The 20,208-nt window shown below is 60.5% G+C and carries 20 protein-coding genes; 12 read left to right on the forward strand and 8 right to left on the reverse strand.

The window, feature by feature from the left end; all coding sequences use genetic code 11:
* Positions 1-501: a hypothetical protein gene (locus tag Q1K29_RS12095; protein WP_300395133.1), complete on the reverse strand. Its 501-nt coding sequence runs from the start codon at positions 499-501 to the stop codon at positions 1-3.
* Positions 498-1,301, reverse strand: coding sequence for a TIGR04255 family protein (locus Q1K29_RS12100; protein WP_300395135.1), 804 nt, complete (start codon positions 1,299-1,301; stop codon positions 498-500). Before Q1K29_RS12100 ends, Q1K29_RS12095 begins: the two co-directional genes overlap by 4 nt.
* Before the next feature lie 196 nt (positions 1,302-1,497).
* Here Q1K29_RS12100 and Q1K29_RS12105 point away from each other — a divergent pair, with 196 nt between their 5' ends.
* Positions 1,498-2,139, forward strand: coding sequence for a hypothetical protein (locus Q1K29_RS12105; RefSeq protein WP_300395137.1), 642 nt, complete (start codon positions 1,498-1,500; stop codon positions 2,137-2,139).
* Between the two features lie 183 nt (positions 2,140-2,322).
* Positions 2,323-3,315: an acyltransferase gene (locus Q1K29_RS12110; protein WP_300395139.1), complete on the forward strand. Its 993-nt coding sequence runs from the start codon at positions 2,323-2,325 to the stop codon at positions 3,313-3,315.
* Positions 3,316-3,332: 17 nt separating this feature from the next.
* Here the strand turns inward: Q1K29_RS12110 and Q1K29_RS12115 are convergent, their stop codons facing one another.
* Entirely contained in the window at positions 3,333-4,997 is a 1,665-nt protein-coding gene (locus Q1K29_RS12115) for an AMP-binding protein (RefSeq protein WP_300395141.1), read from the reverse strand.
* A 158-nt stretch (positions 4,998-5,155) separates the two neighbouring features.
* Positions 5,156-5,632, reverse strand: coding sequence for a thermonuclease family protein (locus Q1K29_RS12120; RefSeq protein ID WP_300395143.1), 477 nt, complete (start codon positions 5,630-5,632; stop codon positions 5,156-5,158).
* 125 nt (positions 5,633-5,757) lie between these two features.
* On the opposite strand from Q1K29_RS12120, the gene Q1K29_RS12125 reads away from it, so the two are divergent.
* The 9 genes from Q1K29_RS12125 to Q1K29_RS12165 all read left to right on the forward strand — a co-directional run bounded on the left by Q1K29_RS12125 (position 5,758) and on the right by Q1K29_RS12165 (position 14,473).
* A complete protein-coding gene (locus Q1K29_RS12125) occupies positions 5,758-6,060 on the forward strand; it encodes a hypothetical protein (protein WP_300395145.1) in 303 nt (100 codons plus the stop codon).
* An 869-nt stretch (positions 6,061-6,929) separates the two neighbouring features.
* On the forward strand, positions 6,930-7,103 hold the full coding sequence (locus Q1K29_RS12130) for a hypothetical protein (RefSeq protein ID WP_300395147.1): 174 nt from the start codon (positions 6,930-6,932) through the stop codon (positions 7,101-7,103).
* A gap of 66 nt (positions 7,104-7,169) precedes the next feature.
* The gene (locus Q1K29_RS12135) at positions 7,170-7,346 is read left to right on the forward strand and encodes a hypothetical protein (protein ID WP_300395149.1); all 177 of its coding nucleotides are present in this window, start codon (positions 7,170-7,172) and stop codon (positions 7,344-7,346) included.
* Positions 7,347-7,558: 212 nt separating this feature from the next.
* Positions 7,559-8,107 (forward strand): GNAT family N-acetyltransferase, encoded by a 549-nt coding sequence (locus tag Q1K29_RS12140; RefSeq protein ID WP_300395151.1) that lies wholly within the window; start codon positions 7,559-7,561, stop codon positions 8,105-8,107.
* A gap of 188 nt (positions 8,108-8,295) precedes the next feature.
* Positions 8,296-10,389 (forward strand): hypothetical protein, encoded by a 2,094-nt coding sequence (locus Q1K29_RS12145; RefSeq protein WP_300395152.1) that lies wholly within the window; start codon positions 8,296-8,298, stop codon positions 10,387-10,389.
* A gap of 42 nt (positions 10,390-10,431) precedes the next feature.
* Positions 10,432-10,857 (forward strand): DUF411 domain-containing protein, encoded by a 426-nt coding sequence (locus Q1K29_RS12150; RefSeq protein WP_300395155.1) that lies wholly within the window; start codon positions 10,432-10,434, stop codon positions 10,855-10,857.
* 3 nt (positions 10,858-10,860) lie between these two features.
* Positions 10,861-11,184 (forward strand): DUF6665 family protein, encoded by a 324-nt coding sequence (locus Q1K29_RS12155; RefSeq protein ID WP_300395157.1) that lies wholly within the window; start codon positions 10,861-10,863, stop codon positions 11,182-11,184.
* Positions 11,185-11,274: 90 nt separating this feature from the next.
* Positions 11,275-13,752, forward strand: coding sequence for a DUF3772 domain-containing protein (locus Q1K29_RS12160; RefSeq protein ID WP_300395159.1), 2,478 nt, complete (start codon positions 11,275-11,277; stop codon positions 13,750-13,752).
* A 127-nt stretch (positions 13,753-13,879) separates the two neighbouring features.
* On the forward strand, positions 13,880-14,473 hold the full coding sequence (locus Q1K29_RS12165) for an ABC transporter substrate-binding protein (RefSeq protein WP_300395161.1): 594 nt from the start codon (positions 13,880-13,882) through the stop codon (positions 14,471-14,473).
* Between the two features lies 1 nt (position 14,474).
* On the opposite strand, the gene Q1K29_RS12170 is transcribed toward Q1K29_RS12165, so the two are convergent.
* Both Q1K29_RS12170 and Q1K29_RS12175 read right to left on the reverse strand, forming a co-directional pair.
* The gene (locus Q1K29_RS12170; protein ID WP_300395163.1) at positions 14,475-15,224 is read right to left on the reverse strand and encodes a hypothetical protein; all 750 of its coding nucleotides are present in this window, start codon (positions 15,222-15,224) and stop codon (positions 14,475-14,477) included.
* Positions 15,225-15,336: 112 nt separating this feature from the next.
* Positions 15,337-16,938 (reverse strand): peptide chain release factor 3, encoded by a 1,602-nt coding sequence (locus Q1K29_RS12175; RefSeq protein WP_300395165.1) that lies wholly within the window; start codon positions 16,936-16,938, stop codon positions 15,337-15,339.
* A gap of 169 nt (positions 16,939-17,107) precedes the next feature.
* On the opposite strand from Q1K29_RS12175, the gene Q1K29_RS12180 reads away from it, so the two are divergent.
* Positions 17,108-18,751: an AbgT family transporter gene (locus Q1K29_RS12180; RefSeq protein ID WP_300395166.1), complete on the forward strand. Its 1,644-nt coding sequence runs from the start codon at positions 17,108-17,110 to the stop codon at positions 18,749-18,751.
* 12 nt (positions 18,752-18,763) lie between these two features.
* On the opposite strand, the gene Q1K29_RS12185 is transcribed toward Q1K29_RS12180, so the two are convergent.
* Entirely contained in the window at positions 18,764-19,144 is a 381-nt protein-coding gene (locus Q1K29_RS12185) for a hypothetical protein (RefSeq protein WP_300395168.1), read from the reverse strand.
* Between the two features lie 117 nt (positions 19,145-19,261).
* The gene (gene gcvA / locus Q1K29_RS12190) at positions 19,262-20,197 is read right to left on the reverse strand and encodes a transcriptional regulator GcvA (protein WP_300395170.1); all 936 of its coding nucleotides are present in this window, start codon (positions 20,195-20,197) and stop codon (positions 19,262-19,264) included.
* Positions 20,198-20,208: the final 11 nt, after the last annotated feature.

Genomic DNA, 20,208 nt, shown 5'->3' on the forward strand with positions numbered 1-20,208 from the left:
TTATGCTGCGGCTATTTCTTCAACTTCGTCTTCGCAAACCAGATAACGCATCCAATTTGCTACTTCAGAAAAATCTTTCTTAAGTTCAAGCTCTTGCTCCGCGCCGGAGAGTCGATCGCAATGATATGCGACCACGTTATACACTCCCAAGACATCCAATTCGATATCGTGTTGATTGAGGTGCCATTCCATTTGCAATGTGCCGTCCCCTCCAGGCACCAAGCTTGGTGCTGGAACGTCCTCTCTGCAAAGCCGGTTTAGTATATTTAGCGCAAAAGAATAGCAGTCCTGAGACAGCTGCCGACCATTGTATCCGTCCCAACCCGAGGGCAAAGCCAACAACTCCGCAAAGCGGGATTCAAGCTGCTTTGCCCAAGCGCTACAATCGTGCTCGACAATCGTCCTGAAAACAGATTGATGTGTTCCAATATTTTCTACGGTCATCGATTTTGGCGAACGAAACTGTCCTGTGAACGCTGCGCCTGATTGATTCTCACTCACTTTTTTATTCCCCAGTAATCATGAGCTTTTTCTGTCGTCAGCTCTTTGAAGCTGCAAACGATCTTTTCTCTTGCAACCTGAAAGAATTCTACCGCTGATGCAACACCTTCATCATCGGGTGTACCGCGAACAGTGATATCAAACCGAAAGGCTTTCTTTTTACCGTCAATTGAGACTGCGGATTGAAGCTCAAAATACGCTCTACCAAATGGCTGGTCCGCACTATCGTTCAACACCTCTTTAAATTGCGTATTCATCGACTCTAAATCTATAGAGGGAGCATTAAAGCTCTCCATCCAGATGCCGACATCAGAAAACTCTTCAACCGGTATTATGTTAAAGTAGGTGACCTCTGCCTGGTTTATTCTTAGTTTGTGGTCGTACCTTTTAGCAATATATTCTTCCAACGCCTGATACTTGTCTTTGAAAGAAGACAATATGGTCTCGAATCTGGGGTACTCTCCATTTCCGCCCCGTTTTCTCCAATTTGTAAGAAAGCGATCCTTTTGGAATTGGACTAAGTGGCTTTCATCCTCGGAAATGAACCAAAGTCGGTTCTCCGCTGGAGCAGAACCCACTCGAAATTGCACACTATGTCCTGGCGAAGCTCCGCCAAATGTCTCGAACTGGGGAGCTAAAGGCGGGTGCTCTTGGATTGCAGGAAGCTCGTGCTGAAAGAGAGACCACACTTCACCCAATCCCACGCTCGTGAAATTTGGAATTGCTCCAAACTGCACGCCCAATGCAACTTCGTTTATCGGCGGGTTCAAGAAGTCAGGTAAATGCGATGGGCGGGTCATGTGGCAGAAACATTCGATTCTCTAATTTTTCGCAAGCTATCAACTATCGGCTGTGAGTCGACAATTGGTCATATAAACGGAGCAAAAGAAGAGGCGGATTTTATATATCGGGGCTGTGTTGCATTAGATGGAATCCTACGAACAGCAAACTTGAATTTCATCCAACCGGATAGATTCCTCCCCCATACTCCCGCCCATGACCAGACCGGGATTCATCGAGGCGGGGCTTAAGGCCGTTCGTGAGACGCTGGTGACGGCGGCTGACAAGGCCGGGCTGACGATGCGGCAGTATCCGGTGACGCGCAGTGGCGCGCAGCGCTTTCGCGGGGTGGTGCGCCGGCTCGAGACCATGCTGCGCCGCCTGCTTGCCCTGATGGCGGCCAATCTCGCCCCCGAGCCTGCGCGGCCTGCCCCTCAGCCCCCGCTTACCCCGGCGAAAACCGGGGCCCCGTCCCACGCGGCCGAGCCCTCGGACACACCCGTCCCCACGCCCCGCGCACGCGCCTTCGCCCTGACCCAGCCCGGCGGGGCCGACCCCGAACAGCTGCACGCCCTGCGCGCCCGCTATGGCCGCCGGCCGGCAGGAGACAGGTGGGCTGAAACCGGAACGCTTCTGGAACGCTACCGGACCCTTCTCGGATACCTCGACGACCCCGCCCCGCTCGCCCGGCGCATGGCGCGCCATCTCGCCCGGCTGAAGTGTTCCGGCGCCCCGTGCCCGATCTGCGCGCCCGCGCCGGTCCCGTCCCGGCTCGGCCATGAGCTGGGCCTCATCGCCACCATCCTGCCCCAGGCCGTCGGCGAGGCGCTATCGGACTGGTACAACAATAGCAGCTGAGGCGCGCGCCACCGTCCGCCTGCCCTCTTCCATTGCCACCTTTCGGAAGGCGTGCCGTCCCCCGGGATGTGAGCACGCCCGAAAATGCATGCCTGGACTGCAGCAGCCAGCTTGCATGCATATTGCATCGGTTCATCAAGACGAAGGGACCGCCCCGGCCGCTCCGAAACGGAATGAGCTTCCATGCTGCACATCAACAATTTTCGCGGCTTCGCGATCCTCCTCATCATCCTGACCCACACCATCGAGATGTTCGCGCAAAAGTCGCCGGAGATGAGGGAGTTCGACTATATCATCGGCAACGGGACCTATTATTTCATCTTCATATCGGGCTTCATCTTTTTCCGGAGCACGGAGAATTTCCAGTTCACCAATTACATGGCCGGGAAGATGAAGTACGTGCTTCTGCCGTACACACTCTTTTCCGTTCCGGCGCTCCTCCTCTGGTATGCCGGGATCAATGATTACATGCTGATCGCCTCGGCGCCGTGGTTTGAAACCCTGCCACTGATCGGCCAGGCGGCGGCCCTCTACCTGACCGGCACCCAGCTGGGGCCGTACTGGTTCATCCCCACGATCATGATCATCTATGCGGTCTCTCCGGCCGCACTCGCGCTGAAAGACCGCTCGGTCCTGACCGTGCTCGTCTGCTTTCTTCTCTTCTTCGTTTTCGCCGTCCTGATCGCCCGGGGCAATCCGGTGCGGTCGGCCATTTACTTCATCCCGGCCTTCCTGCTCGGCTTTGCCGTCTCGAAGATGGAGAAAGCCCCGTCTTTCACAATCTCCCGGCGCGCCATATGGGCCACGATTGCGGCCACCGCTGCCCTGGCCGCCGCCACGCCTTTCGCGATCTCATTTGAAGGCACCACAGCGGCCCTGTTCAACCAGATCTATTGCGCGGTCACGACCCTCGCCCTGTATGTCGTGTTCAAGAAAAAGATGAGCCAGCACAATGTGACCCTGGACCTGTTCGCCCGCCTGAGCTTCTACATCTATTTCGCCCACGGCTTCTTCCTTCTGGGCTTCAGGAAACTGTGCGAAAATGTGGAGACGGTCGGTTACCAGCTCGTGACAATCATCGCGACGTTTGCCGCGACCCTCGTGCTCTGCATTCTGTCCTATGCGCTTCTGAAATGGAGCCTCGGCAAGAAAAGCCGGCCCCTCATCGGCGCCTGAGGGCCAAAGCGCTCAGCCTATTTTTGAGAGGCAAGCTGTTCGTCCAGCGTCGCGATGGAGAGGCTCGTCCACGTCTCCGGCGGATTTCCGGCAAAGAGATGGTCCAGTTCGATCTGGAGCCCGACAAAGGCGAGGGAGTCAGCGCCGAGGGATTCAAAGCTCTCGGTCTCATCGATCCCATCCTGCATCAGGATCGCCTCAAACGCCTGCTTGACCGTATGACACTGATGCGCCGACAGACCGAGGATCTCCAGAAACCCATCCCAGACCCGTCGAACCAGCGGAGCGTGATTGACCGTGTTGAAGTCCTGTTCGAGCGCGAGATAGCTCACCTTGCCATTCGGCAGGAAAGGAAGGCTTTCATAGAAACGAACGGCTATGACCTTCTGCGGAACTTCCAGTGTTTCAGACAGGGCGCTCTGGACGTCCCGTCGCAACGCGTCGCTCTCCTCTGAGACAAGCGCGACGGCCAGCCGCTCATCATTGCCCGTGACGGCAAGCGTGCCGAATTTTTCCTTCAGCATCTGCTCGACGGAATCGAGATTGATGCGGCTTCCGAAAAGCTTCACGAACCGCTTCCTGCGCCCGACAATCTGGAACAGATCGCCCGGCAAGCGACGCGCAATATCACCGGTCCGGAGATAGTCCGGCGTCTCGTCTGACGCCAGTTCAGACCGATCGGTCGCATATCCCATCATCACATTGGGGCCCCGATAGGCGAGCTCGGCATCGTGCGCCGCGGTCACGGTCTCTCCCTCGTCATCGATCAGGAACAATTCGCCACCGGGGATCGCCTGTCCGATGGAATCCGGAAATGTCCTGGCGTCGTCCGGCTTGAGATAAGACATCCGGGGCGCTGCCTCCGTCTGCCCGTACATGACGAAGAAATCCTTGCCAGCTGCGGCGAAGGCCTCGACGAAATGGGAGACCAACTCGCCGCGAAGCTTCCCGCCCGCCTGGGTCGCATATCTGAGGTCCTCATACGCCGCCGGGTCGAACCCCAGTTCGTAGAGCATCTCGTAATTATAAGGCACGCCGGAAAAGCTGGTGGCTCTTGAGGCTTTGAAATCGACCCAGAACTCGGGCTCCATCATCGACTTCTGCGAAAGCACCAGCGATCCCCCGCACTGGAGATGCGAATTGATGATAGAAAGACCGAAGGAGTAGAACGGTTTCAGATGGCAGAACGCCCTCTCCTCCTTCGTCAGGCCCAGATACTCGGTGATCGCCTCTGTATTCGACTGGATGTTCTTCTGCGACAGCTTCACGAACTTCGGAGAGCCCGTTGAGCCCGAGGTCGACAGCAGCAGTTTCAGGTCAGGATGCAATTGCGGCGGTTCAGCGTCGAATACCTCGGCCGCGTGCTCCCTGAGGATCAGGTTGGGACGATAGGCTTCGATTAGCCGCTGCCCTTTCTCATTCCCGGCATCCTCCAGGAGATGAACCGCCGCCGGCGTGCGCAGTGTGGCGAGATAATTGACGATCGTCTCAATCGTGTTCGTCCCCTCAATGAAGACGAGTTTCGGGTCGAGCCCGATCTCATCGACCTTTCCCCGCACCCTCTGCTCGAGCGCCTCATAGCTCAGGACAAAACCATCCTCCGGCCGGATGATGGCAGGATGATCGCCGAAAAGGCCCAGGTCTTCAAAGAATGCTCGTACCGGCATGGTCCACCTTGCCATCTGCCCCAGCCTTCAGACTGTCGGGATTATTACACAGCCCGCATAGCCATGCAGGTCACGGGCCACGCCTCCATGACGTCAATACGCCATTCGGGCAGGCTGTAACGCAGTATTTGAGACTGCCTGGCGACCTGAGGATAGCTGGTCCACCGCCCAGGCTACCCGCACCAGTCCGCCTGCACGCCCTCCTCCAGCAGCTGCGCCAGCCCCTCCTTCGATAGCAGCCAGCCGACATGCGTGCCATCGAGATAGACGTGAGCCCGCACGCGACCGTATCGATCCATGCCCTCGGCGAGGAAGGTGACCTTGCTGCCGCCTGAAAAGAGCGTGCGTGCGCGGGCCTCGACCTCCCGGCCCAGCCGGGCTTCCTCCGCGCAATTCGCCGCGTCCCCGGCTTCCGGACTGTCCCAGCCGATAAGGCGCAAGCGGATCCGTTCCTCCCCGCCCGAGGCCGTCAGCCGGCGGAGCTCGAACGTGTCGCCGTCAACCGCCAGGAGATCGCGCACCGGAACGCTCACACATCGCGCGCCATCGGCCTCGCAGAGATTGGGCGGCTTGTCATAGCCTGTAGGGCCACCGCAAGCGGTGATGAGCGTAAAGAGTGCGGGAAGGCCCAGTCTGACGAGATGTCTCAAGGTTTGCCCCTCCCGGCCGGTTCGCGTCCAGACTGCGAAGAGGCGGGGCGGGGGTCAAGCCGCCTTTCGGAACCCGCCGCTCCCCCGGCGCATTGCTTTTGTAACAGTCATGAAGAGGATGCCCGATGGCCAACGCGCCCGTTAAGAACCAACCGCTCATCGCCGCCGCCGCCCTCGTCGGGACCGGTGTGCTGCTGCGCCAGTGGAAGCCGACCATGCTCGACCTTCCTGAAGCAAAGAAGAAGCGCCCTCATCTCGATCGCGGTGTGTCGCGCAAGGTCCGCAAGGCTCGCGATGGCGTGGCGAAAGTGGCCATGCCGCCCAATATGCTGCACTCGCTCGGCAACTCCCTGCTCGCCATTGGTGGCGGACTTGTCGCGCTGCGCCTGATCGACGAGATCGTCGACGACAAGGAGCGTCTGTTCTAGGCCACCGGGCTTTACCCACAGGCGCGGGGCGGTTCTCCACAGGCCGCTCGCAAATCTGTGCATAAATCCAAAAATTAACCTTGTGCCCTCTCGACTCAGTCGCGTTTTTGGAGGATCGTTTCGGAACGCCAACGAAGTCCGTGTGAGGAGCAAACCTCACCTCGGATCGTCGGTGAAGCACATCGCCCCCGATACGTCGGCCGGGCCAGGAGCAAGACGGTGAGAGCCGTGGCGCAAAGGGCTCAGCAGAGACGGCGGGACAAAGCAGGCGATGTCCGTGAGGCAGGTCCGGACCTGCCGGAGCGGTGCTGTAGGCCGTGACCGGAGCGCGAAACCGAAACACGGCGGCCAAGGACACATGTTTCCTTCACTGGAGACAAGTCGGCGGCAGGCCAAAGGCAGAAGCCCCCGCAAGGGGACGACTTGCCGGCGGCAGGCAAAGGGAAACGATGGTGGTGTCAAAAGCCGCGAAACGCCCTGGAGCCGGACGATCAACGGCGAGCCGGGCCGACGGGCCCAAAACCGGACCGGCGCGCCAGATCGTTTAACGGGTAACTGACCGGACGCCGGGAGCGGTGCACACGCAACCGGAAAAAGGAAAGGCGCCCGGGTGTGCTCGACCACGGACACCTCATTCGCTGTCACAAGTGTCTGAGTAGGACGATTCGAGACGCATTGGAAGGCGCGATTTGCTCTTTCGGGAGCGATGTCGCGCCTTTCCTTTTTGCGGGCGCCAGAGTCTCACGCGCTCGCCTGACCCACTTCCCGCACCTGGTCACACCCTTCAAATATTACAGGAAATTGAGAGAACCGCCCGGTTATGCGGCGCGTTTGAGGTTTGATCTGTATTAAAGCAAGGATGCCTCGCCATGAAAAATACCCGCGCAAAGACCGGCCTGCTCGCAGCCATTCTGATCGGCAGCTTCTCGATGACCGGCTGTATCGCCGCCGCCATTGGCGCCGGTTATGTCGCCGGTGAGGAAATCAGCGAGAATGACGGCGACTTCGATCCGCTGGACGAAGTGGTCGACGGCGAGAAGTAGCCCATACGGATACCCGTAGCGCGCCGCATGGCGCCCCCTCCCGCCTCTCAGAAAGGACCTCTCCCAATGAAACTCGACCTGGAAAAGCTCGATCCGAAACCCCTTATCCTGGCCGGACTGGTCGGCAGTTCCTTCATGCTGTCAGGCTGCCTCGCAGCCGCAGCAGGCGCCGGCTATGTCGCCGGCGAGGAGATCAGCGAAGACGATGACGATTTCGACCCGCTGGACGAAGTCGACGAGTAGGCCAGCCCCTGCTCGCGTCAGAACCACAAAAGCCGTCCGGGCAACCGGGCGGTTTTTTCTTTGCGCATAAACATAGTGGTGCTCGGAGCACTGGCCGATGATGTCAGCGCGGGCAATTAAAAGCCCCCTTCCCCTCGCCGCGCATCCCCGCTACAAAATCGCCCCGCCTGCAATGACGCCGTGAGAAACCGGTGACGGGGAGCGTAGAGACCATGTTCGAGCTTGTAGCGCTGCATGAGTGCAATCCGGCCCGTGTCGCCGACTTCCTCACCATCAATCGCGACCGCTTCCGCCCCTATTCGCCCACACGCTCGGACAATTACTTCACCCGTGAGCACTGGAAGGCCGCCTGCCGGCTCGCCAAGGTGGAATGGCGCGAGGACCGCGCCTACCGCTTCTGCATCGTCCACAACAATGACAGCGTGATCGGCAAGATCGACCTCGACCAGATCACGCGTGGGCCCTTCCAGTCCGCCACGCTCGGCTACATGCTCGACCGGCGCTTCGAGGGCCAGTCCGTCATGCGCCGGGGCCTGCAGGACGTGATCGAGCTCAGCTTCGGCGATTTCAACCTGCACCGCGTCGAGGCTGCCATCATGCCGGACAATCACCGCTCGCGAAATCTCGCCGGCCGGCTCGGCTTCCGCGAAATCGGCCTGGCGAAGAACTATCTGGAGCTCGATGGTGCCTGGCGCGACCATGTGCTCTACGAAATTCAGGACGCCTGGTTCACCCCCGGCGATGGCGTGGACGCGCTCTGAAGTGTCCCGCATTCCGTCCAACTGCTCAAAAGCCCGCCATATCGCCGTTCAGGCCATATTAAAGCGGTATAATGTATGCATGTACGGGTTGACCCGCCCCATGCCACGACCGCTAATGGAATAGCTGGGGCCAATCGCCTGTGACTTTTTCGTCGCAGGCCTTACGAAAACCGCGTAGATTGACCGCCATGGACGCCAAAGACCCCAGACACCCGGAACACCTTCCGAAAGTGACCCAGATCCGGACTGAATCCGGACTACCATCGGACTCCCTTGAGAGGCTGACCGAGGCACGCGAATCCGGGCGGACTTTCCTCTGGATGGGGCTGGCCGGCGCCTTCGCCTGGTGGATCGCCGCCTTCGGTGGCGCCGTGGCCCTGCTCGGGCTCGACCAGCTCTCGGCCTACTCCGCCGCCGTCATCGGTGCGGGCTCCGTCGCGCTTGCCATACCGGGCCTGATGATCCTCATGGCCGGCCTGCTGGCGCGGGAAAATTCACGCGCCGCATCGACCAATGCGGTCGTTCTGGAAGCGGCGGCCCGCCTGCTTCTTCCCATGGAGAGAACCGGAGAAGATGCGACCCTCTTCGCCGACCAGATGCGCCGCAGCGCTGGCGAGGTCGACCGCTCCATGGCGCATGCCTTGTCGTCGATGAAGGCAATGTCGGCTGAAATTTCCGATGAAAGACAAAGGCTTGAGAGCGTCTCCTATGTCGCTGCCGACAATGCCAAGGAGCTGTCGAAGCGCCTGCATGACGAGCGCAAGTCGCTTGAAACGCTCGCCTCCGACATTCGCAAGCAGACGGAAATGATGAGCGAGGCCATCCCTCGCCAGGCCGCCCAGATGCGCGACTCCGCACGTGCGGCGGCTGCGGATATTGCGCAGGCCGACCAGGCGCTGGAAGTGCGTCTTGAAAATCTCGACAGCGCGAGTTCGAAGCTCTCGGAGAAAGTCACCTCGCTCGACACGATGTCAGTGGAAGCCGCCAAACGTAGCGAGGACCTGGTTTTCGCGGTCGCGCGGATGGAGGAAAAACTCGAACAGTCCCGCAAAATGGTCGAGCAGGCGCTGCGGGCCGGCGAAATGGTCGCCGCCAGCGCGCATACGACCGGGGACCGGCTGACGGATGCGGTCAACTCCGCCCTCGAACGCGCCCGGCTCGCCTCACGCGATATCCAGTCCGAAGCGCTGGAAGCCTCCGAACGGGCGGCGACATCACTTTCTCAATTGAAACAAGCCGGTAGGGACGCCGCCGAAGCCGTACGTGCAGCCCGTGCCGAAGCCGATGCCGAAGCAAGACGCCGGGCAGAGGCCGAGCCACGTCCGACACCGCCTCCCGCAGAACCGGCCCCTCGCCCGATCGTCAGCGAAGGCGAGGATCGTCACGCCAGCTGGTCGAAACCCGCCCAGCGCGGCCCGTCACAGCCTAAGCTCGAAGACGATGACGTGTTTGAAGATGCGCCTGCTCCGGCCCGTGAGACATCGACGTCGGTGTCGGATGAAGACCTGTTTGACAGCGGCGAAACGAAGGGCGAAGCCCCCTCTGCGCCGGAGGAACGCGAAGAGCCCAAGGCTACAAGCGCACCGGCTGACAATGAGAACGAAGCCGAGCCTTCATCGCCCGCCGCATCCGGCGGAGAGAACAAGCCCGTCCACTTTTTCCGCCGCCGCGCCACCGACCGCGCGCCCTATCTGAAGCCGGTTGGCGGGACGCATGCGGTCAATCTCGCCACCGCCGAAGAAACGGAACCTGACGAACAGGAAGAGGTCGAGGCTGAGGCGGAAACTGTAGAAGCTGTTGAAGATGAAGCAGAAACCGCGCCCGAGGCCGAGCCGGAAACTGTCGCAGAATCCGCGCCTGAACCGCAGCCGGAGCGGCGCTCCGACAGCCATCAGTGGAGCGACATCATCGCCGACATGGAGCGCGACGAACACCCGACGCTCCCACGCGAGGAGATCGCTGAAGAGGTCATCCACCGTCTGATGGACTCAGGGATCCGCCTGGGGGAAATCTTCCGCCCGCGCGACAAGAAGAAGATCGCCAATGCCGCCCGCAAAGGTGAGGGTCTTCGCAGGAAAGCGATCAGCGATGCCGCATCCCGCCAGGTCCAGCGCGTCCAGAAGCGGCTCGATATCGACCGCCAGCTGATGCATATGTCCCGGGAATTTCTGGCGATGGAAGAGCCGGATGCCCTGATGGCCCTCGACAAGACTTGCCACTCTTCGAAAAACGCCAGTGCCCGCCTCTCAGCCTACCTGCTGATTGACGCGGCCCTTGGCTGAGGGGCATGCTGCTTCGAACTTCAGACATGAAGGCCGTTCGTTATGTCCCGTTTTGCAACACTCGCGCTTGCCGCGCTCGTCATGCCGCTCGTCGCGTTCGCCCAGTCTGCGACGATGTACAAGACGCCCTGGTGCGGGTGCTGCCTCGGCCATGCCGACTATCTCCGCGATCAGGGCTATGAGGTCGAGATCATCGAGCAGGATAGCGAAGCCCTTGCGGCGCTGAAGACCGAGCACGCTATCCCGCAAGAGCAGCGCGGCTGCCATACGCTGGTGATAGACGGCTATGTGATCGAAGGCCACGTACCCATTGAGGCGATCGAGGCTCTGCTGGTCAAGCGGCCCGACATCACCGGGATCAGCCTGCCCGGTATGCCGATGGGCTCCCCCGGCATGAGCGGCGAGAAGGCCGGATCCTTCAAGGTGGAAGTCATCGGCGCGCCCGGAAAGATCTTCATGGAGGAGTAGGGTTTGGGACTTCGTGCCCCGACGTCGAAAGCCTATTCCCGTGTGCAGGCTGCCGAGGCAAAAAGCCCGCTTGAAACGGAAGTCGCTGCCGAAAAGGCCGTGGCCCTCGGGCGCGCTGGCCGCGCCATAGAGCGGGCGCTCAAGCAGCTGGACGATCCTGACATCGACGACAACCGCGAGGAACGTCTGCTCCGCGCCGCCCAGGCCGTTCAGGCCTATTTCCTTCAGCGCGAACTCAACGGCTTGCGCGACCAGCGCGAAATCATAAACGCCTTCAACATCCCCAGAGCCGTGCTGAACCGCATCGGCATTATGCGCACGCGCTAGCCCTCAAGCCACCTTGCGGGCTTTTCCTTATGGCCAGTCTCGAATAGGAGGTGGCGAGAGGCAAACCCACGCTTGAGGCCCAACCGCACCATGCTCAGATCCGGCTTACTGACCCTGCGCGGCGCAATCGTGTTTTGCCTTGCTGTCCTGCTTATTGCTGGCGCATCCGCCCAGCCCGTCACCTCGGAGCAGACGCGAACCGAACTCGAAAACCTCGAGACCCGGCTCACCGAGCTACAATCCGCAATAGAAGAGTCCGCGACGCTTATCGGCAGCGAAGCTGAAGAGGCAACGCTCAGCGAAGAAATCATCGACCTCGATAATATCCTGATGCAGCTGCAGAGGGTTGAATCCTCAGCAGATACAATCCGCAAGCGCGCCGTTGAATCGATCGACGAAGTCCGGCCGCTCCTCGAACGTGAGAGCCGAACCGCGACATCGCAATCAGACTCCCGAGATAGCGAAGAAGTGGAAATCGATCCTGCGGTCGATGCCGTGCTGGCTCCGGTCAGGGAAATCCGCTCGCGCGCCGCCGTGATCGTGGCAGAGGCCCGGCTGGCCCAGATCGAGGCCCGGCGTCTCGGCCTCGAACTTACCACCTTGCGTGACCGCACCCTTGTCTCTTCCACGCTCGACCGTGGTCCATCCCCCCTGCAGCCGGAAGTCTGGTCAAATGCCATGCCCCGCTTCTCGCAGGCCGTAAGGGAGATCGGAAGCAGCCTTGCGACCTGGCGCGCCAAGCGCATTGCAGAAGGTAAACCGCTGCCACTCATCATTCTTGCAGGAACTGCTGCGCTGGCAGTCTTCGTGCTGTTTATCGTCAATGCCCGTTTCTACCGCTGGCAAGTGCGCCGCTTCTCCGAAAAGTCCCCGACGAGACAGGCTGTGGCCTCAGCTGCAACGACCAGCTTCCTGCTTCGCCTCACACTCGCCATCGCTGCTGTCGGTTTCCTGGCAGGCGTTGCCGAGGCGATCGGGGCACTCGACACAATCCCGCGCTCAATAAGCATCTCGCTCGGCATGGTTGCCATTGCGGTCATTTCCGCACGCGCTCTGGTAGAAGCCGTTATGGCCCCCCGGACCACCGCCTTCCGCCTCATCGCCGTCGGCGATACAGGCGCTCGCGCTGCCTGCTTTGCCTTTGTGGCGCTGGTTGTCGTCTTCGCGATCGAGAGTATTTTTGAGGCGACCGGCGCCATGACCTCGCCTGGCCCTAACCTTCAAGCGGCTGGCACCTTCTTTCTCTCCATCCTGACAGCTGGCCTGCTTGGCTGGCTCGCCCTGAAACTGAAGCCACACACCGAGACCGGATCGACCTGGCTGCGGCACGCAGGTCGTCTCCTGCTCGCCGCGCTGGGCGTTCTCATCCTCGGGGCGTCGCTGTTTGGTTATTCCGACCTTTCGCGCTTTCTGGTCGAGCGGATCGTTCTCATCTCCTTCGTTCTCCTGATTGGCGTCCTCGTGCGCGAACTCCTGCGCGCCACGGCGCTCCAGTTCCTCTCCGGCGTTGTCGAGCGGCGGCGCTACCAGTCAGCACGTGAAGACGGCGACGATTCCAGCGAAGGCAGTTCAGCAATCAAGGGCGAATTCTGGGTCCGGATCATGGTCGATACGATCATCATCATCATCGTTCCACCCTTCATCCTGCTGGCAATCGGAATGCCTGCACAGGAACTCTGGAGCGAGATTCGCCATCTCATCGCCGGGGTCGAGGTTGGCGGCCAACGCATTTCGCTCGGAAAGATTCTCTCCGCCCTTGCCACGCTCGCAGCCGTCCTCCTCGCCACCCGGCTCGTGCAGCGGGGGCTTGAGAAAAACATCCTGCCGCACACGCAGATCAGCTCGGGCGCGAGCAATTCGCTGATCACCCTGCTCGGCTATGCTGGCGTACTTGTGGCGGGCATAGCCGCGATCAGCGTGATCGGCTTCGACCTCTCCAGCCTCGCCATCATTGCCGGTGCGCTTTCGGTCGGTATCGGTTTCGGCCTGCAGAGCATCGTCAGCAATTTCGTCGCCGGCCTGATCCTGCTCTTCGAGCGCCCGTTCAAGATCGGTGACTGGATCGTCACCCCGTCCGGCGAAGGCACGGTGCGCAAGATCAATGTCCGCGCCACCGAGGTCGAGACCTTCGACCGTCAGTCCGTCATCGTCCCGAACGCCGAATTGGTCAGCAGCTCCTTCGGCAACTGGACCCACAAGAGCGAGGTGATGCGGATCATCGTGAATGTCGGCGTGAAATATGGCAGCGATCCGCGCCAGGTCGAAAAACTGCTTCTGGAAGCTGCCGATACCGTGAAACTGGTGCGCTCCTATCCGCCGCCCTATGTCGTCTTCAAGGAATTCGGCGACAGCGCCCTGCAATTCCAGCTGCGCGGCTATATCGTCGCCGACGATATCGTTACCGCTCCTTCCGAACTACGCTTCGAGATCGCCGAAATCTTCAAGCGCGAGGACATCACCATTCCGTTCCCGCAACGCGACTTGCATGTCGCCTGGCCAAAAGGGCTCGAAGCCGCGGATGAGGGGAACGATATGGACGAGCCGACTGGAGAAGATGAGGAAAGGTAAGGTGCTGGAGGCAGCATCAAATTGAACCGCTTCGGCGTTACGGCGTTTCCACATAGCACATCGCGTCCAAATCAACGCGCGACTGGAAGACCTTCAACAGTGTGCAGAATGCACAAGGAGACACCTTATGACCCATCTTCGCTATGGCATGATAGCCGGCCTGATGACACTTTCGAGCGCTTTTGCCCTTACCCCGGCCGCAAGCGCCGCATCCGGCGAAGAAGGGGCCGTCGAAGTCGTCAACGATGCCGTTGGCCAGACGATGACTGCGCTTGAAGACCAGACGATTTCACAGTCCGAAGCCTCAGGCATCATCAAACTGGTAAAGGTCGATCGTGTCGCGCAATTTGCGCTCGGCAAGACCTGGAAAACCGTTAGTGACGACCAGAAAGGTCGCTATATTGATGCGTTCCACACCTATGCGAATGCGCAGCTGCAGCAGCACCTCTCCAATCTCTCTGTGGCCGATGCGGAAGTCACGGATGTGACCACTCGCGGCGAGGGCGATGCAATCGTCACAACCAAGGTCGCGACTGAAGACAATCCGAACGAGAGCGTCAGTTGGCGGGTGATCGACGAGGGCGGCTGGGGCATCGTCGATATCCAGGTCCAGGATGTCTGGTTTGCCATTCAGCAGCGCGAGCAATTCCAGGCGGTTCTTGACCAGAACAATGGCGACATTGATGCCCTGATCGAGAAACTGTCCGCCGGATCGCTATAAGTCAGCGGCCGCGGAAAAAGCGGAAAACGCCGAACAGGCCCGCCAGCAAAGAGCCGGCCCCGCCGAGGATCATGAAGACCGGGTCGAACGTGTCAGCCATAGCCAGAGCCTGGCCGAGACGCGAGACCCGTACTTCCACACGATCGGTAAAGGTCCGGATCGGCAGGGCCTCATCATTTTCCAGCGCAAACAGTTCGATACGCAGCTCATGCATACCGGTCTCGAGCGGCGTGACGCGCCAGCGCCAGATATTCTCCGTTACCGGGGAAATCCTCTGAATTGATGGTGATACAGGGTCGATGTCAAAAGCCGGCCCGGTAAGCGTTGCTTGCGCCTTGTCGAGGATCTGCGCCTCGCCTTCAACGACATTACCCTCGCCCGGCAAGGCATCGGCAGCTGTCTCGTCGCCGGTCGCGTCGATGGCAACAGTGACTTCGAAAGCGCGGTTGAACTTGGCGTCTGTGGGCGTTTCGTGCGCGATCGGAACAGTACGCAACCGCGCCATCATCTCGCTCGTGGCGCTAGCGATGCCGAATGTGTCACTTTCCGCAGGCGCTGCCTCGAAGGCAGCCGTCTCGCCACTGCGTCTTGCCGGCCCTGAGGCCTGAGGTGAGCTACTCTGGAAAGGTTGGTCTTCGGCAACCTGCGAGCCACTCCCGACAACCTGTTCCTCCATATAATAGCGGTAACCGCCCCAGCCTAAAAAGGTGAGCCCGGCCAGAAGCAGGATCAGGGAAAACAGTCTCAGCATAGCGCAAACCCCTCATGCGCCGGGATGGGTACCCCGGTTCACTACTGTCACGACAAGCCTGCCAGCTTGTCCAGCCCGGATAGGCGCGAAATCGGGCAGGGATAAGACGAGCCTAGACCATACGCTCTTTTGTGGCGGTAAAGCTAAGCTCGGGGTTCTTTTCCTGCGCGTAGCCAACATCCCATGCATTCTTGGCAAGATAGACCGGGGCGCCATCGAGATCGGTGCCGACGGACGAGCGGTTCTTTTCCAGGAAAGCTTCGAGCTTCGCCTCGTCATCGCTCGAAATCCAGCGCGCAACATTGTAGGAGGCCTGCTCGAAAACGACTTCGAGATTGTATTCCGCCGCCACGCGTTCGGCCATCACATCGATCTGGAGTGAGCCGACGGCACCGACAATCATGTCGGATCCGAGGGCCGGGGTAAAAAGCTGCGTCACGCCTTCTTCCGCCAGGCTTTCGAGCGCCTTGCGAAGGTGCTTCGACTTCATCGGGTCCTTCGGTCGCGCGCGGCGGAGGATTTCCGGCGCGAAATTAGGGATGCCCTGGAACTTGATGTCGCCGTTCTCCGACAGGCTATCGCCGACACGCAGCTGCCCATGGTTCGGCACACCGATCACATCCCCGGCATAGGCGGTCTCGGCGATCTCACGGTCCTGTGCCAGAAACATCAGTGGCGCATGGACATTGATCTGCTTGTTCGATGTCGTCTTCAGGCGCATGCCGCGCTTGAACTCACCCGAACAGAGCCGGAGAAAGGCGACGCGGTCGCGATGGTTCGGGTCCATGTTCGCCTGGATCTTGAAGACAAAACCAGCCACGGCCTTGTCGGAACGCTCGACAGTAATCGGCTCATCCTTCTTGTGCGCCTTTTGCGGGCGCGGGCCTGGCGCGAACTCAGCAAGGGTCGAGAGAAGCTCATTCACGCCGAAATGGCGCAGCGCCGATCCAAAGACGACCGGAGTCATATGGCCTTCTTCATAGGCCTCACGATCAAACTCGGGCAAGGCGCCGGCAGCGAGTTCCGCGCCCTCTTCCAGTTCGCCCATGACCATCGTGTCGATCGTGCCGCGCGCCTCCTGCATACCGATCCGGTGGCTCGGGCCGACATCGGTCTGCTGGTCGGCGGTCTTCTTGCGGAAGGAGATGAAATCGCCCTTGCGCAAATCCTGCATGCCTGAGAACCGCTGACCGGACGCCGCCGGCCAGTAGAGCGGCGATGTATCGAGCTGCAGCTTGTCCTGGATTTCGTCGAGCAGTTCCAGCGGATCAAGCGCCTCGCGGTCCATTTTGTTGATGAAGGTCACGATCGGAATGTCGCGCATCCGGCAGACTTCAAAGAGTTTGAGCGTCTGCGGCTCGATGCCCTTGGCCGCGTCGAGCACCATGACGGCGGAGTCGGCAGCCGTCAGCGTGCGGTAGGTGTCCTCGGAGAAATCTTCGTGGCCCGGCGTATCGAGCAGGTTGAAGACAAGATTCTCGTGCTCGAACGTCATCACGGAAGCTGAGACCGAGATGCCGCGGTCACGCTCGATCTTCATCCAGTCCGACTGCGTGCGCCGGCGCTCGCCGCGCGCGGCCACCTGACCGGCCAGGCGGATAGCACCGCCAGCCAGAAGCAGGTTCTCCGTCAGCGTTGTCTTGCCGGCGTCGGGGTGCGAAATGATGGCGAATGTCCGCCTGCGGGCGGCTTCTTCAGCGGGGGTCAAACTCATGCGCGCGAGTTAGTGGGGAATGGCGGATTTGTCGAGACGGTCTGGCCAGCGACAGGTTTCCTGACCATTGGAATATAGCGGCCTTCCCTTTTCCGGAGACAGGCTGGATTGCGTTACAGCCCAAGAGGCGGCTAGGGTCGCCGACTCTATAAGGCAAAGGGGTAGAGGCATGTCAGATCAGTCTTCCGCAAGTGAAGCGAAAGGATTTCTCGGCTGGGTCGAGAAAACGGGCAATAAGTTGCCCGACCCGGTCTTCCTCTTTTTCTACTTCATCATCGCCCTGGTCGTCATTTCCATCGTCTGTTCGGCCCTTGGCGTGAGTGCGACCCTGAATGATCAGGTCCTCGGCGGCATGCCAGATAGCCAGAAAGCCCGCTTCGGCATTGGAGCAGACGGGATCATCTCGGCAGTCAGCCTCATATCGGCAGACAACATCCAGCGCCTCTGGGTCGAAATGCCGGCGACCTTCACACACTTCCATCCGCTCGGCTATGTTCTGGTCGTCATGCTGGGCGCCGGCGTGGCAGAACGCTCGGGCCTCTTCGCCGCAGCAATGCGCTCGGCGGTCCGTGGGGCACCAACCTTCCTGCTCACACCCGTCGTTGCCCTGGTCGCCATGGTCGGCAATCATGCCGCCGATGCCGCCTATGTGGTTCTCATTCCGCTAGCCGGCGTTCTGTTTGCCGCTGCGGGCCGGCACCCGCTCGCCGGGATCGGAGCGGCCTTTGCGGGCGTCTCGGGCGGTTTCTCGGCCAACCTCTTTCCGGGCCAACTCGACGCCCTGCTCTACGGCATTACCGAGCAAGCTGCTGAAATTCTCGCTGCTGACTATGATGCCAACATTGCCGGCAATACCTACTTCATCATCGCGCTTCTGTTCATTTATCTGCCGATTATCTGGTTCGTGACGGACAAGATCATTGAGCCACGCCTTGGCACCTGGAATCCGGCGGATGGCGAGGAATCCGCAAGTTACGCCGCTGAAGACCAACCGCTGACCGACCGGCAGAAGAAAGGCCTTGGCCGCGCCGGGCTCGCCCTGATCGGCGTGATCGCCCTGTGGCTATTCATGACCTACGGCCCCGGCACGCCGCTCATCGCTGAAGAGCTGTGTCCACCGGACTCCGCTGCCGCCGGCACCTGTAATCCGATCACGAATTACGGCCCCCTCTTCCGCTCACTCGTCGCAGGCTTCCTGGTTCTCTTCCTCGCCACAGGCTGGGCCTATGGGGCAGCAGCCGGCACCATCAAGAACCATCGCGACCTCGTAGCCATGATGGCCGAGGCGATGAAGGATATGGGCTACTATCTCGTCCTCGCTTTCGCGGCGGCACATTTCGTGGCGATGTTCGGCTGGTCCAATCTTGGCCTGATCAGCGCGGTTCACGGCGCTGGTGCGATCGAGAGCTCAGGCCTTCCTCTGCCTATCCTGCTTGGCCTGATTGTCCTCTTCTCGGCGATGATCAACCTGTTCGTCGGATCAGCCAGCGCGAAGTGGGCGCTACTCGCGCCGGTCATGGTGCCGATGCTGATGCTGCTCAACGTCTCGCCGGACGGGGCCACGGCGGTCTATCGCGTCGGTGACTCGGCGACCAACATCATAACGCCTCTGATGGTCTATTTCCCGCTGATCCTCGTCTTCGCACAGCGCTGGGTGAGAGATTTCGGGCTCGGCAGCCTAACGGCAATGATGATCCCTTACTCACTCTGGATGTTGATCTCAGGGGTGCTTCTGGTTGTCGCCTGGGTCTATCTCGGCTGGGATCTCGGGCCGGGGGCACCGATGGAGTACACAATCCCCAGCACGGAGTGATGCGGCTCTCGCCTAGTGTGCAGCGATGATGCGATCACCGGAGCGACGGGGCGCTGAGGCTTCGTCATTCGCGGCACCCTGCGCAAACACATCCAGCACGGCTGCTGGTAAGCGACGCAGCATCGGCGCACTCGATCCGTCAGAGCGCTGGCGCAGGATGAGGCTGTTGGCGCCGGTGCGCGAGATAATCAGGGCGGCAAGATCGCGCGCTTCCATATCGGTCAGGATGCGATCGAAGAGGCGAGCCTGATCAAGACGGGCATGAACGAAATCGACGACGTCATGGGCACGGAGCGCGTGGGGTCTGCCACAGCCGATTGTCTTCCAGCGGCACTCGAGATGCATCTCGGGCACAGCCACTTCGACAATCCGGTCGTTCAGCAGGAACAGCATCTCCCCAATACCCCGTAAGCCATGGGACTAGGTGTCCCCGATTTGGTCTTAACGGTTGGTTATTAAGCAACGAGGATGCCGTAACTCAGGGTTTTCCCGTAGTCGCTGGAACTGATCCTAGACGCCGTGGATTTCGCCAGCGGCGGCTTCGGCCTTCACCCATTTGATGAAAGCGCGCACATCTTCCGACATGTGACGGCCTTTGGGCCAGACGAGCCAGTACCCGAAATCGATGCTGGTCGACCCGTCTGCAAAGGGCGCCACGAGCCGGCCGGCCGCCATGTCCGAAGACGCAATCGCACGCTTGGCAAGCACCACCCCCCGGCCCGAGGCGGCAGCCTCAATGGCCAGCGAGGACTGGTTGAAACGTGGGCCACGCTGGGCGTCCAGCTTGTCAGCGACACCCCGTGCGGCGAGCCAGCTTGTCCAGTCCGGACAGGACGGGTCCTGCTCGGTGCTTTCGTCGTGGATGAGCGTATGCTTTGCCAGGTCCGCCGGGCGGCGGATGGCGTCAGAACCTTCCAGAAGGCGCGGTGAGCAGACAGGCAGGACCGTTTCGTCCATCAGTTTTTCTGATTTGAGCCCGTCATAATCACCCCGGCCATAGCGGATCGCAAAGTCGGCGTCAGCGGTTGTGAAGTCCGTGATCGACATGTCTGCCGAGATCCAGGCTTCGATACCGGGATAGGCGATATGGAAGCGGTCAAGGCGCGGCGCGAGCCACTTGGCCGCAAAGCTCGGAGCGCAGGAGACCATGACCCGGCCCTTGCGCGCAGGCTGCTGCATGATGCGGCCGGCTTCAGTGATCCGGGAGAAGGCCTCACGCACAAGTGGCAGGCTTGCCTGCGCCGCATCGGTCAGCAGGACGCTGCGCCCGGTGCGGCGGAACAATGGTGTCCCCGCATACTCCTCCAGCTGACGTATGTGTTGAGAAATCGCGCCCGGCGTGACATTGAGTTCTTCGGCTGCCTTGCTAAAGGAGAGGCGCCGGGCTGCAGCCTCAAAGGCTCTCAGGGCGTTCAGGGGAGGCAAACGGTCATTACTATCGGCCATGTCTTGGCCTC

It is taken from the genome of Henriciella sp. (assembly GCF_029937755.1).
In the GTDB taxonomy this organism is placed as follows: domain Bacteria; phylum Pseudomonadota; class Alphaproteobacteria; order Caulobacterales; family Hyphomonadaceae; genus Henriciella.